General features: G+C 57.8%; 15 protein-coding genes. 1 reads left to right on the forward strand and 14 read right to left on the reverse strand.

Features of this window, described 5'->3' with window-relative positions; translation table 11 throughout:
* Positions 1-890: 890 nt before the first annotated feature.
* From rsmI to ffh, 10 genes are all read right to left on the reverse strand, one after another.
* Positions 891-1,763 (reverse strand): 16S rRNA (cytidine(1402)-2'-O)-methyltransferase, encoded by an 873-nt coding sequence (rsmI, locus tag ACOYW2_RS21970; protein ID WP_482767995.1) that lies wholly within the window; start codon positions 1,761-1,763, stop codon positions 891-893.
* Complete coding sequence (locus ACOYW2_RS21975) at positions 1,738-2,106, reverse strand: YraN family protein (protein ID WP_482418098.1); 369 nt, start codon at positions 2,104-2,106, stop codon at positions 1,738-1,740. Before ACOYW2_RS21975 ends, rsmI begins: the two co-directional genes overlap by 26 nt.
* A gap of 35 nt (positions 2,107-2,141) precedes the next feature.
* Complete coding sequence (locus ACOYW2_RS21980; protein ID WP_482420029.1) at positions 2,142-2,735, reverse strand: ribonuclease HII; 594 nt, start codon at positions 2,733-2,735, stop codon at positions 2,142-2,144.
* 78 nt (positions 2,736-2,813) lie between these two features.
* The gene (gene rplS / locus ACOYW2_RS21985) at positions 2,814-3,161 is read right to left on the reverse strand and encodes a 50S ribosomal protein L19 (RefSeq protein WP_092211417.1); all 348 of its coding nucleotides are present in this window, start codon (positions 3,159-3,161) and stop codon (positions 2,814-2,816) included.
* A 121-nt stretch (positions 3,162-3,282) separates the two neighbouring features.
* Positions 3,283-3,867 carry an RNA methyltransferase gene (locus ACOYW2_RS21990; RefSeq protein ID WP_482767996.1) on the reverse strand — a complete coding sequence of 195 codons (585 nt, stop codon included), beginning with the start codon at positions 3,865-3,867 and terminating at the stop codon, positions 3,283-3,285.
* Positions 3,857-4,603 carry a tRNA (guanosine(37)-N1)-methyltransferase TrmD gene (gene trmD / locus ACOYW2_RS21995; protein ID WP_482418101.1) on the reverse strand — a complete coding sequence of 249 codons (747 nt, stop codon included), beginning with the start codon at positions 4,601-4,603 and terminating at the stop codon, positions 3,857-3,859. Before trmD ends, ACOYW2_RS21990 begins: the two co-directional genes overlap by 11 nt.
* The gene (gene rimM, locus ACOYW2_RS22000) at positions 4,600-5,124 is read right to left on the reverse strand and encodes a ribosome maturation factor RimM (RefSeq protein WP_482418102.1); all 525 of its coding nucleotides are present in this window, start codon (positions 5,122-5,124) and stop codon (positions 4,600-4,602) included. The genes trmD and rimM overlap by 4 nt, the downstream gene beginning before the upstream one ends.
* Complete coding sequence (locus ACOYW2_RS22005) at positions 5,114-5,344, reverse strand: KH domain-containing protein (protein WP_092211420.1); 231 nt, start codon at positions 5,342-5,344, stop codon at positions 5,114-5,116. The genes rimM and ACOYW2_RS22005 overlap by 11 nt, the downstream gene beginning before the upstream one ends.
* Before the next feature lie 45 nt (positions 5,345-5,389).
* Complete coding sequence (rpsP, locus tag ACOYW2_RS22010; protein ID WP_482418103.1) at positions 5,390-5,644, reverse strand: 30S ribosomal protein S16; 255 nt, start codon at positions 5,642-5,644, stop codon at positions 5,390-5,392.
* 20 nt (positions 5,645-5,664) lie between these two features.
* Entirely contained in the window at positions 5,665-6,993 is a 1,329-nt protein-coding gene (gene ffh, locus ACOYW2_RS22015; RefSeq protein WP_180142632.1) for a signal recognition particle protein, read from the reverse strand.
* Between the two features lie 120 nt (positions 6,994-7,113).
* Here ffh and rlmN point away from each other — a divergent pair, with 120 nt between their 5' ends.
* Entirely contained in the window at positions 7,114-8,184 is a 1,071-nt protein-coding gene (rlmN, locus tag ACOYW2_RS22020) for a dual-specificity RNA methyltransferase RlmN (RefSeq protein ID WP_482767997.1), read from the forward strand.
* Positions 8,185-8,318: 134 nt separating this feature from the next.
* Here the strand turns inward: rlmN and ACOYW2_RS22025 are convergent, their stop codons facing one another.
* The 4 genes from ACOYW2_RS22025 to ACOYW2_RS22040 all read right to left on the reverse strand — a co-directional run bounded on the left by ACOYW2_RS22025 (position 8,319) and on the right by ACOYW2_RS22040 (position 12,678).
* Entirely contained in the window at positions 8,319-9,314 is a 996-nt protein-coding gene (locus ACOYW2_RS22025) for a tRNA 4-thiouridine(8) synthase ThiI (protein WP_482767998.1), read from the reverse strand.
* A 20-nt stretch (positions 9,315-9,334) separates the two neighbouring features.
* Entirely contained in the window at positions 9,335-9,649 is a 315-nt protein-coding gene (locus ACOYW2_RS22030) for a hypothetical protein (RefSeq protein WP_482767999.1), read from the reverse strand.
* On the reverse strand, positions 9,646-10,548 hold the full coding sequence (locus ACOYW2_RS22035; RefSeq protein WP_482768000.1) for a hypothetical protein: 903 nt from the start codon (positions 10,546-10,548) through the stop codon (positions 9,646-9,648). The genes ACOYW2_RS22030 and ACOYW2_RS22035 overlap by 4 nt, the downstream gene beginning before the upstream one ends.
* A gap of 327 nt (positions 10,549-10,875) precedes the next feature.
* Positions 10,876-12,678, reverse strand: coding sequence for an acyl-CoA dehydrogenase (locus tag ACOYW2_RS22040; RefSeq protein ID WP_482768001.1), 1,803 nt, complete (start codon positions 12,676-12,678; stop codon positions 10,876-10,878).
* Between the last annotated feature and the right edge of the window lie 363 nt (positions 12,679-13,041).

Here is a 13,041-nt window from a genome sequence, read left to right on the forward strand (position 1 = left end):
GACAGCACGCCCGCCGGAGCAGCGGCATCATCGGTGAGGTTGCAAAAAACTGGCACCCGGCTTCCCCCTCAAAACAGCGTCGCCCGACCGAAGCGAACCCAAAAAAGGTGCACTCGATCTCTGCCTGCAAAGGACCGACACCTGCCGCTTCCCGGAGCAAAGCCCGCCCCATGGGAAATGGTAAGGGGGTATGTCATTTTCTAATTGTTCACCTATCCTGTCAAGCCATTGTCCCCTGCCGGGAACACGAAGGCAATCCCGCAGCTTGCGGACCTACAAAAAATCCCCAACAAAGGCAATAAGTAACACACACAACAGGGTCCGCGTTTATACCTAGCAGGCAAAAAAATGTCAACACAGTCCCGCGGCGCTGTTTACCACCCGGTAAATTTATCCCAGGGAGATCTTTAAGTTTTTTAATTGATTAACTTAATAAGAATTATTACTAACACCACTCAATGGTTACCCACAGCAGAACAGTCAAGCAAGTCATCCCGACAGCAGTAACAACAAGGCACAACCAGAAGCCTGAACAGGGCCAGGGCAAACGCATTTAGCTCTGGCCTCCGGCGGCCCTGCCGGGGGCCAATCGTTTGAAAAGTTTGACAAACAGGTTTCATTTTTTTTGGGGCGCGTCGCAACCAGCCATAGTCCCTCTCATTTCTTCGCTTATCAAGACACGCCTCTTCAGTCCCGCAGAGACTGAAGAGACCTGCCTTGATTACCGGAACGTTTTTGCGGAGCTTTTTTCAAAAAGCGACCCGCCAGAGGCAACGGAATTGTTTAATGCGTTGGCCCTGTGAACAGGGCAACGATCCATTGCCATGGCAAGGACGAAAGACAGGAAAATACCTGGAGCCGGCAGCGATGAGAAACCCGGAGCCTGCCGATCACCTGTCGCCGGAGAGCCTGACCACGGCGTCATACACCTCCCCTTTCGGGAGCCCCAGGCGCTTGGCAAGGGACTTGGCAAGACGGGACGGCGAGTCATCGGAGTCAGCCAGGGCCCGGCGGATCTCTTCATCAAGATCCACCACAGCGGGAGCGGCACTCTCCGTGGCACCCCCCACCATCAAGGTGCACTCCCCCTTCACAGAGGGGCGCGAGGCCAGTTCACGGGCAATGGACGAGAGCGTCCCCCTCAAGAACTCCTCATGGCGTTTGGTCAGCTCACGGGCCAGCACCGCCGGTCGATCTCCAAGGAGATCCGTCAGCTCCCCCAGGAGCCGCTCAATGCGGGCCGGGGATTCATACAGAACGAAGGTATGGGCAAGGGAAGCCAGGGCCGAAAGAATCTCACGACGTTTGCCCTGCTTTTTGGGAAGGAACCCCTGGTAATGAAAGGCATCGGTAGGGAGGCCCGCTGCAGCCAGACCCGCCAGAAGGGCTGACGCCCCGGGCACCGGAACCACCCGCACCCCTTGACGGGACGCAGCAGACACCAGGCGATAGCCGGGATCTGAAATACACGGAGTGCCCGCATCGGTGACCAGGGCCACGCTCTCACCGGCCAGGACCTTCTCAATGACTTTGGCTGCACGCTCTTCCTCGTTGTGCTCGTGGAGGGCCGTCATGCGCGTGGTGATATCGTAGGCAGAGAGGAGCTTTCGTGTATGCCGCGTGTCTTCGGCGGCAATAAGGGAAACCTCTTTGAGGATGCGAAGTGCCCGGAGGGTGATATCCTCCAGGTTACCTATGGGGGTTGAAACAATATAGAGGGCAGGACCGTCGTCCTGCTTATCGGATGGGGATGGGAAAGGCATTTTCAATCACCTGAACCTCCGAGGCGCCGCCGGCCATGATGGCCACCACATCAAACCGTGCCGGTCTCGAAAGGGCATCGCGGCTTTTCAGCCAGTAAAGGGCGGCGCGGCCCAGGGTAGCCTGCTTGGCCCGGGTGACAGCCTCTTCGGGGTGTCCGAACAAGAGAGTGGTTCGCGCCTTGACCTCCACAAAGACAAGGGTCTCTCCGTCCTCGGCCACAATATCGATCTCCCCCACGGGGGTCACGGCATTCATGGCCAGGATTCGATACCCACGACGTTTCAGGTGGCGGGCCGCCCGCTTTTCACTGCGTCGGCCGAACCGCATGCGGGAAAAGGACATGGTCCCTCGAAAGAGGTCGACTGGGAACAGGTTTGTCAGGCGACGTGTTCAGCAACGCCCCTGAAGGTCTTGCGGTGGATGGGGGTGGGCCCGAAGGTCGCAATGGCCTCTTTATGGGCCTTGGTGGGATAGCCCTTGTGTCCGGCGAATCCGTACTCGGGATAGGTTTCGGCGTACTCCGCCATCATTCGGTCCCGAACCACCTTGGCCACAATGGAGGCCGAGGCAATGGAGGCCGACCGGGAGTCGCCCTTCACCAGAGCTTCCTGTGCAAGGGACATGGGCACCTCGAACTTTCCGTCCACAAGGAGGAAGTCCGGAGCGTCGCCAAGGTCCATGACCGCTTCCCGCATGGCAGCGAGGCTTGCCTGGAGAATGTTGACGCTATCGATGGTTTCGGCGTCCACAATCCCGACACCCACCGCCGTTGCTTCCGAGCGGATATAGTCGTAGAGGCGATCCCGTTTTTTGGGGGTGAGCTTTTTGGAGTCGGTGATCTCTCCGACCTCAAAGCCTGTGGGCAAAACCACCGCCGCGGCCACCACCGCCCTGCCAGTTACTCCGGCCTCGTCCACTCCCGCAACACGCAAAAAGCCGTTTGAAACGGCTTTTTTCTCATAGGTCCACATAGCAACCCTTTATCGCAATACTGATATCCATGGCACGCGGCCCGGATTGAATCAATCCGGACCAGCCACGGATCGGAATTAGTGAAGGCGACGCTCTTTGATACGCGCTGCCTTGCCTCGCAGGTTGCGGAGGTAGTAGATACGGGCACGACGAACACGACCGCGAGTCACCACTTCAATGTGGTCGACGCTGGGGGAGTGCAGGGGAAAAACCCTCTCCACACCGATGCCGTTGGAGATCTTGCGCACGGTGAAACGTGCATTGACCCCGCCCTTGCTCTTGCTGATTACAACCCCTTCAAATACCTGAATACGGGTTTTTTCACCCTCGACAATTTTCACATGAACCCGAATCGTATCGCCGGCCACAAAGTGAGGTACGTCGAGACGCATCTGCTCTTTTTCGATTTTAGTAATTATATCCATTATTTACTCCCAAACGTAAAATTGGTCACCGTATAGTCTAACAAATCCGGTAATCAATATCAGACATCCCACAGGGCGTCAATATCGATCAACAAGAAAAACACCGACGCATCCATTTCCGCTATCGCCGACCGAGGAGGCGATCCAGAATAATCGCCACTGCGGCCCGCACCGGAAGATGATTGTAATGCGTGCCCCCGTCAACGGGTTCCAGCACATGATCCGCTGAAGCAATCACCTCATCGGTGACGCCCCAGGCTGTTCCGAAGATCAGCACCATGGGCCTGCCGCCTTCGCTCAGGCACGCTCGACCCGCCTGCCACGACAGGGCATCGGCGTATTGCCGTGCCGACGTGGCCACCACACGGGGCGCCAGCCCCGAGTCGTTGCGAATCTCCGCCACCACGTCGTCAAGGGACCCACGAATCTTGACAAGCTCAAGGGCCTCTTTCCGAGCGGGGTTGAGTTCGCCACCCCGACCGGTGGTCCAGTGGGCGACGATCTTTTCCGTCAGCACCTTCTGATCTTCCAGGGTGGTCACGATATAGTATCCCTTGACACCGAAGGTCCGTGAGGTCCTCGCAATGTCGTGGATATCCAGGTTCGTCACCGCCGAACAGATGGTCTCACCGGTTTTGTTACGCACCGGATGATGAACCAGAACCACATGAAGGTCCGCCTGTGTTACGTTACCGTCACCCGACAAGATCTTCAATCCTTCTGCACCATTCGGTTAACACGTGTTTTTCCTCGCGGCTGAATTCCCGCTGCTCAAGCAGGTCCGGCCTTTTGAGAAAAGTACGGATGAGGGAAGTTTCCCTGCGCCACTTCTCAATCTCGGCGTGGTTTCCGGACATGAGAACATCCGGCACCCCCTCGCCGCCAAAGACAGATGGCCTGGTGTAGTGCGCGTGTTCCAGAAGCCCGCCGGAAAAGGAATCCTTTTCGGCCGACTCGTCTCCCCCCAGCACTCCGGGTAAAAGGCGTGTCACCGCATCAACGATCACCATGGCAGCGAGTTCCCCGCCGGTCATCACGTAATCACCGATGGACACCTCTTCGTCCACCATGCCCTGGCAGATCCTCTCATCCACCCCTTCGTAACGGCCACAAATAAAAATCAGACCATCAGACGCAGCAAAGTCATGCGCCATGGCCTGATCAAAGGGCCGTCCCTGGGGAGTCAGGAGAATCCGTCTTGCAGTGGGAGCTATCTCAGAGGCCGCCCCAATGGCCCGGGAAAGCGGTTCCGGTTTCATCACCATTCCGCATCCGCCGCCATAGGGCTTGTCGTCGGTTACCCTGTGCTTTCCTTCGGCATAGTCACGGATGTTCAACGCCCGGGCATCAATAATTCCACGTTCCACGGCCAGCCGAAGCATGCCGTTTTCCAGAAACGGGTTGATCATCTCGGGAAAGATCGTCAGAACTACAAACTTCACAACAACCCCTCCGGAAGATCCACCACCATGATCCCCTGATCCAGATCGATCTCCTTCAATACCGACGCAAGGGCCGGCACAAGGATCTCTTTTTTTCCATCCTTGACCACATACACATCATTGCTCCCCGTGGGAAAAATGGAAGCCACCTTTCCGAGGAACTCCCCGTCTTCCGTCTCCACCCGAAGCCCGATGATATCCACCCAGTAATAGGATCCATCCTCAGGTTCCGGGAGGTCGGCTCGATCCACAAAGAGCTCGCTACCGACCAACGGTTCCAGGTCATTGATGTGCCCCACCTCTTTAAAGGTGAGGAGCAGCCCCTTTTTATGGGGAGCTGCACTCTGCACGGTCAGTTCGACATCACCGGACGGAGCCGCAGCGGTCAGCTGCATACCCTTGGCGTAGGAGTCCGTGGACTCCGCCCAGGAGTAGACACGCGCGCCGCCTTTCAGCCCGTGGGTGCCGATGATCTTGCCGATGGCTATACGCCTGTTTCCCGAATCGCTCTTACTCGACAATTTCCAGAACAGTCCTCTTCTTCACCTTAGCAGATGCTGCACTGAGAATTGTCCTCATAGCGCGTGCAGTACGTCCCTGTTTACCTATCACTTTTCCCAAATCCTCTTTCGCCACCTTCAACTCGAGAACAGACGTCTGATTGCCTTCCACTTCAGAAACCACAACTTCATCCGGGTTGTCCACAAGGGCCTGGGCAATATAGTTGATCAGCTCTTTCATCTCGCATCTCCTTTCGGGCATATGAGAATTGGGTTGGTGCGTAGATTAGCTGGCGGAAGCCGGCTCGCCTTCCTTTTTCAGGATGTCGCGAACCGTATCGGTCGGAATGGCACCTTCGCCAAGCCAGTAGCCCACGCGGTCATGTTTAACAGTCACTTTTGCAGGGTCCTTGAGCGGATCGTAGGTCCCGACGATCTCAAGAAACCGGCCGTCTCGCCGTGCTTCTGAATCGGCCACAACAATACGGTAAAAAGGCTTCTTCTTGGCCCCACCCCTTGCTAATCGGATCTTTACTGCCATTGCTTTTTCTTTCTCCTCATCTAAAATGGAAGCATGCCCCGTAAGGAGCGCATGCCGCCTTTATTGAACTTTTTCATCATTTTCATCATCTGGGTGTAGTTCTTCAGGAGCTTGTTGACATCCTGTACCGACGTCCCGCTGCCCATGGCGATACGCTTCCGGCGGCTGCCATTGACAATGGCATGTTTGCGCCGCTCTTCCGCCGTCATGGAATTGATGATGGCCTCAATGCGGACAATCTCCCGATCATCCACCTCCAGGTTCTTCAGCTGTTTATTTCCCGACACCCCGGGAAGCATCTTCAGCATATCACCCAGCGACCCCATCTTGCGGATGGAAACCAGCTGATCCCTGAAATCCTCCAGAGTGAATTGATTCTTACGCAACTTTTTCTCAAGGTCCTGGGCCTTCTTCTCATCCACCATCTCGGCGGCCTTCTCGATGAGAGTGAGGGTATCCCCCATCCCCAAAATACGAGACGCCATCCGATCGGGATGAAACGGTTCCAGAGCACTTGATTTTTCACCGGTACCGATGAACTTGATCGGCTTGCCTGTAACGGCTTTGATGGAGAGGGCCGCCCCTCCCCGCGCATCGCCGTCCATCTTGGTGAGGACCACACCGCCGAGGTCCAAGGCACCGTCAAAGGACTTGGCAATGTTCACGGCGTCCTGACCGGTCATGGCATCGGCCACCAGAAGAATGTCCGAAGGGGTTACCTCGGACTTGATCCGGACCAGCTCGGCCATGAGCTCCTCGTCCACGTGGAGCCGACCCGCCGTATCCAGGATCAGGGTGTCACACCCGTTCTGCTGGGCCGCGGCCCGTGCCGACCGACAGATATCAACCGGATCCATGCCCACTTCGGAATCAAAGACGGGCACATCCAGCTGAGACGCCAGTTTTTTCAATTGATCGATGGCCGCGGGGCGATACACGTCCGCAGGCACCAGGAAGGGTTTTCTGCCCTTTTTGCGGAGATAAAGCGCCAGCTTACCGGCCGTGGTTGTCTTACCGGAACCCTGGAGCCCTGTCAACATCACAGAGACCGGTTTCTCTCCGGCAAGGACCAGATCCTCATGGCTCGACCCCATGAGGTCGGCCAGGGAATCATTGACAATCTTGACCACCTGCTGGCCGGGGGTGAGACTCTCCATGACCTCGTGACCGAGGGCACGTTCCTTGACCTCACCCACAAAGGTCTTGGCTACCTTATAATGGACATCCGCCTCAAGGAGCGCCATGCGCACCTCTTTGAGGGCGCCGTCGATGTTCTTCTCCGTGAGTTTTCCATGGCCCCTCAGGTCTTTAAGGACCGACGTCAGCTTTTCGGTTAAATTATCGAACATACAACCTTAAATCATTATCAGAGGCGTCAAGGGCGCATGAAAGTCATTGAAATTTTTACCGGATAAGGGTATACCAAGAAAACGAAACTCCTTATTATACACGATTCCCATGGAAAATATATGAAAAAAAGAGATATTAAAGATTTTTCCCGGCCCGAGCTTGAAGCCTGGCTCAAAGAGCGCAACATCGCTCCATATAGAGCTGGACAGATTTTCAAATGGATTTACATCCGTCAGGCCGACTCCTTTGAGGAGATGACGGATCTTGGCAAAGAATTAAGGGCATTGCTCGACGAAAACTATACCATACCCCGTCTCGAAAAAGCAAACGTAGAAATTTCCTCTGACGGAACACGGAAATACCTGTTCCGCCTTGCCGACGGGGAATACACCGAGTCGGTCCTCATCCCCGGAAAGGACAGAAAAACCCTGTGCATTTCCAGCCAGGTGGGGTGCGCCCAGGGGTGCAAATTCTGCCTCACCGCCCAAGGGGGATTCAAGCGAAACCTCACCGCAGGGGAGATCATCGGCCAGGTGAGGGACATCCTGTCCGACCTGCCCATGGACGAGGATGCGGCCGAAACTGAAAAACCCTTTCAGAACATTGTCTTCATGGGCATGGGCGAGCCCCTGGCCAACCTGCCCCGGGTCCTTACCGCCCTGTCCGTTCTCACGGACAGCGACTACGGCCTGCGCTTCTCCTCCCGACGGATCACGGTCTCCACCTGCGGTCTGGTGGGACGGCTTCCAGAGCTGGGAGCCAACAGCCCGGTGAACCTTGCCGTCTCCCTCAACGCCTCGGATAACGCCACCCGCAGCGCCCTGATGCCGGTAAACGACACCTACCCCATCGAAACGCTCCTGGCGGCCCTGGCAAAATACCCCCTGCGCCAGCGGGAGAAGATCACCATTGAGTACATCCTCATGAAAGGGATCAACGACAGCGACGCCGATGCCGCCCGACTCATCCGCATGCTCCGCCCCCTGTCGGTGAAGATCAACCTCCTGCCCTTCAACGAGCACGAAGCCAGCGACCTCAAGCGCCCCGACGACGCCACCGTGGATCACTTTCTCCAGCTGCTCCACGACGCGGGCTACACCGCCATCGTGCGCCAGAGCAAGGGGCGGGACATCTCAGCGGCCTGCGGGCAGCTGAGGGCCAACCAGCTCAAGAAGACGCCGGAGGCCTGAAAACAGGACGGCCCCACTCGCTTTCAGCGGCCTTGCGCCAAAGGCGAAGGCCCCTGAAAAACAGACAGCCCGATGGGGATCCGTCCCCCATCGGGCTGTCTGTTTTTCAAATCTGAACTGAACCGCTTAAGGTGTCAGATGATGCTGTCCCGGAAATCGGCGGGATCCACCGAAGCCACAGAGATCACGCGACGGCCGTCTGCTGACTTCACCACGGCTTCCACCACCTCGCCGGGGGGCACTTTGGCATACCCAGCACAGAGGGCGGCACCCACCTCAATGGTCTCCTCGGAGGCGTCAACATTCACCAGCACCGTTGGGCTCCCCTTGCCCTTGAGATCGATGAGCAGGTGACGCTCGGGCTCGTGATAGGTGATGATCCAGCGGTTGTCCCCTTTGGTGCGGCCCACAATCACCTTCTCACCGCCGGGCAGGCGAAGGTGCCGCCCCTGCTTGAGCAGGTGAAGGTCGCTCGGCGCGTAGGCCTTGCCGCTGGCAAACAGGTCCCGCAGGCGATCCGAATATTTTTTGTCCGTCAGCAGGCACCCGCCGGCAGGTGACGGGTACTCTTCGATACCGTACGCCTTGGCCAGGGCCATCTGCTCCTTTCGGGAGCGCCCCTGGATACCGAGGAGCCGCTCACGGTCCACCAGACCCAGGGTCTCCACCTCGGTTTCGGGCAGCACCTTGGCCGACAGGGGCCGAAGCACCTTTCCGTCGAAGCCGGAGCGTTTCTCCACGTAACGAAGGGCCTGCTTGTTCTGGGACAGAGGCCGCTGACCGGCCACCTCTCCGCTGAAGAGAAAATCATACCCCCCTTTTTCCAGCTCTTCGCCTGCCAGGCGGAACATCAGGGCATGGCAGTCCCTGCAGGGGTTCATGTGCTTTCCGTACCCGCACGGGGGGTCGGTGAGCATCTCCAGGTAAGTCTCGGTAATCTCTTTTACGATAAGGGGAATCCCCGTCATCTCTGAGGCTTTCCGTGCCTTGTCCGCAGGGAAAAACGGGGTCTCGAAACAGATCCACGTCACGTCGATCCCCTGCTCTTTCAGCACCAGGCCTGCCAGGATGCTGTCCAGTCCCCCGGAACAGAGCCCGATGGCCCGTACACTCTTCTTCTTATCTGTCATGGAATGGGTTCCTTACGATATCAATTCAAGGCGGGCCCGGCCCCTGAAGGGATCCGGGATACCGGCTGCTCCATGCGCCCGGTCAAAAGGGACGGGTCTTGGGTCGCCACGCCGTGGCCCAACAAGCCGTTGAGGAACACAGGGTCCCCCCCGGCCATGAGGGACTCCACATGCGTGGAGAGGATCCCCGCCACCAGCTCCTCGCGATCCAGCCCCTGGACATAGTCACCATCCATCATGGAGGCGCGCTTCTGGTCAGGGGCCACCAACGCCTCCAGCTGCTTGCAGAAGACTGTTCTGAGGCCCTTGTCTCCCGTGGCCCTGACTCGGTTCACAAGCCCTGCAAGTTCCGTGGGTTCGGGAATATTGGGGGAGGTGAGAAACCGCCCCAGGTGCGCTGCAAAGCGCTCGATCCCATCGGCAATGTGATGGACGTACCGAGCGTCTGTGGATTTCTACCCGGCATTGAGCCACTTGCACGACACCGCCGTGAGGGTGCCTGAGCCCGGCGAATCCTCAAGATAAACGGTAATGGCAATGGAGGTGTAAATGTAAGAGTCCACCCAGCCGAGGCCCGTTTTGGTAAGCCCCTTCTTCCCGGAGTAGCAGTAAAGGGTCCCTCCGTCACGGGTGGCAACAGAATATTGCTGACGTCCGAAGGAGCGGTCTGGCGGGATGCCGTCAGGAGAAACCGCCGCCCGTTTCGCGAAGAAAGCAGGGTCAGCTCGTTCTGGTCGTAGCCATAGTACGCCCCGGAGTTTCCGTCCGGGGTAATCTCCATGACGTAGCGGCTGCGCACCACCACAGGGGTTTCAAGCCCCCCGCCCTCTTCACCCAGACGGGTGTAGCTCCCCTTGCAGGCCTCCGTGCTCCCGGCATCGCGAACCAGGCGCACCACACCCGGCACCACCGCGCTCACCGGAATATTCGGATCGTACATGTACCGGATAAACCGGTCCATGGAGGAGGGGACGGCAAAGGCAACACCCACGCCGGTGCCCCGGCCCTTACGGGTTTCTTCCCAGACAGTGCCGGATGCGGAGATGTTGTCGACAAAGGCGAAAAGGGTGTCCAAAGACTCGGCGTCCGGTGCCCCCGACGGGGCCCCCACGCTCTTTTCGAGGTGATCAAAGGCGGTAAAAAGCGCTTTCTCAGAAGGGGCGTCCGCATAAGCGGCCGTCCCGAACACACACAGGAGAAAGGCAAGACAAATCAACAAAGCTTTTTGTGTCATAAACCATCCCGGTTCCCCGTTGGGAATCCCGGCTCTGTAGGTCTGTTACGGTTGGGCCGCGGTCAGATAAAAGGCGTTTAGAAAGTGGTACTTGCGCTTACGCACCTGGAGGGCCCGTCGAAAGGTGAAGAAATAATAACGCCTGTCTTTTTTTAACATACCGCGACCATGGGTCGAGACCATCTTTTTAACCCAATTGCGATCATTTTGCAAACACCCCCACCGTGCCCCAGGGAACATCCCCTTTTTTCCCACGGCCCCCGGCAACAAAAAAAGGCGGCCCCCGCGCCTGAGGACCGCCCTTCTCGCCGTTATGGAGTCACCGGCTTATTTGCTTCCGAAGCCTTCTTCCGAGATGCCGATAACCGCATCGTCCATGCCCTCGATGGCGGCAAGGCGCCCCAACGTAACGGCCAGGGTGTTGTTGATGTAATAGGCGCAGGTCTTGATCTGACCCTCGTAGAAGGGAAGGTCCTTTTTCTTGGGTTTGCCGGCCAGGGCTTTCTCAGCGGTGAGGGCTCGCCAGAGCAGCAGCCAGCCGAAGGTCAGGTCACCGGTGACCGTCAGCAGGGGATGGGACTGGGCAAAGGCGCTCTGCACCTTCTCGCCCATGGCCGCGTTGGCAAGGGCCACCACCACCTCGTTGAACCGGGTGTAGACCTCTTCGAGTTTGGCTGCAAGGGACTTCAGCTCCGCAGACTCCTTGGCCTCGTCGATGGTCTTTTTGATGCGGGCCAGAAAGCTCATGAAGGGCTTGCCCTTGCTCATGCCCACCTTGCGGCCCAGAAGGTCCATGGACTGGATGCCGTTGGTGCCCTCGTAAATCTGGAAAATCCGGCTGTCCCTCAGGAGCTGCTCCACCGGAAAGTCCTTGCAGTACCCGTAACCGCCGTAGACCTGAACACCGTGGCTGCACACTTCATTGGCCTTGTCCGTGACATACCCCTTGATGATGGGGGTCAGCACCTCCAGGAGCTGGCTGTACTCCAGGCGGGTCTCCTCGTCTTCGGCCAGCTTGACCATGTCGTGGCAGATGCCGGAAAAGTAGATGAGGCTGCGCATGCCTTCCACATTGGCCTTCATCTCCAGGAGCTGGCGCCGCACGTCCGGGTGCTGGATGATGGGAACGCTGCCCTCCTTGGGCTTCACCATGTTGGCCCCCTGGACCCGCTCACGGGCGTAGGCCAGGGCGTGCATGTAGCTGGCCGTGGCCACGCCGAAGCCCTGCAAGCCCACCAGCTGCCGGGCATCATTCATCATGATGAACATGTTGCGCATGCCCTTGTTTTCCTCGCCCAGCAGCTCACCGATACAGTTTCCGCTGCCCCCCAGGGTCAGGGAGCAGGTGGCGCTGCCGTTGATGCCCATCTTGTGCTCGATGCCGGTGCAGACCACGTCGTTGAATTCACCCAGGGACCCGTCCTCGTTGACACGGTACTTGGGAACCAGAAAGAGGCTGATACCCCGGGTCCCGGCAGGGGCACCCTCGATGCGGGCCAGGACAGGATGGACGATGTTGGGCGTCATGCTGTGCTCGCCGCCGGAGATAAAGATCTTGCTGCCGGTGATGGAGTAGGTCCCGTCCGGGTTCTTTTTGGCCGGGATCGGATAACCAACATCGGACCCGGCACACGCTTCGGTGAGAAGCATGGTCCCGGCCCACTCACCGGAGTAGAGTTTTTTCAGGTAGAGTTTTTTCTGCTTTTCGTTACCGATCTCCTCCACCATCTTGGCCGCCCCGTGGGTGAGGCCGTGGTAGAGCATAAAGGCCACGTTGGCCCCGATGAAATACTCATTGGCAGCCAGCGACACGGTCTTGGGCATGCCCTGCCCGCCCCACTCTGGGGAATCGGACATGGCGAGCCACTCCCCTTCGATGAAAAGCTCCCAGGGCCGTGAGTAACACTCCGGCAGGGTCACAGTGCCCCCTTCAAAGTCACACCCGGCGTCTCCGGGCTCCTGGGTGGGCATGATCTCCTTGATGGCAAGGGAACGTGCCTCGGAGACAATCATGTCGATGGTCTTTTTGTTGAATTCGGCGAAGGTCTCGTTGTCCGTCAGCCGGGTTACCTCCATCTGTTCATGGAGAACAAAGTCTACATCCCGTCGATCGGCAATGGGTTGGGCCATGAAACATCTCCTTTCATTATGAAATCATCTGTCCGTGTTTATCCTGTCGGCAAAAACCGGGCGCCTCCCCTGCCCCAAGGCTTCCGGGAGGCGGATCAAACCGGATCCGTGCCCCGGGGTGCCACCTGCCCTGCTTGACACCCCCTCTTTTCATACCATCATTGCGAGTTGATAGGTCAAGGATTCCGACCCTTTCACGAAAGGCACATGGATACGCAACTGTAAACAATGTACCGAAAGAAATGAGATAGTAATAAATGTGATTGGGGATGTCAAGCTGAGGGAGCATTTGCCGCAGCAAAACAGCGCTCCCATTCGGGCCGGAGAATGCCCCTCATATCCTGAAATATGACGCCCACCTAG

It is taken from the genome of Desulfoluna sp. CLI2B (assembly GCF_056847375.1).

Excerpts from the sequence above, each read along its gene's own strand:
- ACOYW2_RS21980 (WP_482420029.1), bottom strand. The coding sequence starts at position 2,735 with ATGTGGACCTATGAGAAAAAAGCCGTTTCAAACGGCTTTTTGCGTGTT.
- ffh (WP_180142632.1), bottom strand. The coding sequence starts at position 6,993 with ATGTTCGATAATTTAACCGAAAAGCTGACGTCGGTCCTTAAAGACCTG.
- rlmN (WP_482767997.1), top strand. The coding sequence starts at position 7,114 with ATGAAAAAAAGAGATATTAAAGATTTTTCCCGGCCCGAGCTTGAAGCC.
- ACOYW2_RS22040 (WP_482768001.1), bottom strand. The coding sequence starts at position 12,678 with ATGGCCCAACCCATTGCCGATCGACGGGATGTAGACTTTGTTCTCCAT.
- rplS (WP_092211417.1), bottom strand. The coding sequence starts at position 3,161 with ATGGATATAATTACTAAAATCGAAAAAGAGCAGATGCGTCTCGACGTA.
- ACOYW2_RS22005 (WP_092211420.1), bottom strand. The coding sequence starts at position 5,344 with ATGAAAGAGCTGATCAACTATATTGCCCAGGCCCTTGTGGACAACCCG.
- ACOYW2_RS21975 (WP_482418098.1), bottom strand. The coding sequence starts at position 2,106 with ATGTCCTTTTCCCGCATGCGGTTCGGCCGACGCAGTGAAAAGCGGGCG.
- ACOYW2_RS22035 (WP_482768000.1), bottom strand. The coding sequence starts at position 10,548 with ATGACACAAAAAGCTTTGTTGATTTGTCTTGCCTTTCTCCTGTGTGTG.
- ACOYW2_RS22025 (WP_482767998.1), bottom strand. The coding sequence starts at position 9,314 with ATGACAGATAAGAAGAAGAGTGTACGGGCCATCGGGCTCTGTTCCGGG.
- rsmI (WP_482767995.1), bottom strand. The coding sequence starts at position 1,763 with ATGCCTTTCCCATCCCCATCCGATAAGCAGGACGACGGTCCTGCCCTC.
- rpsP (WP_482418103.1), bottom strand. The coding sequence starts at position 5,644 with ATGGCAGTAAAGATCCGATTAGCAAGGGGTGGGGCCAAGAAGAAGCCT.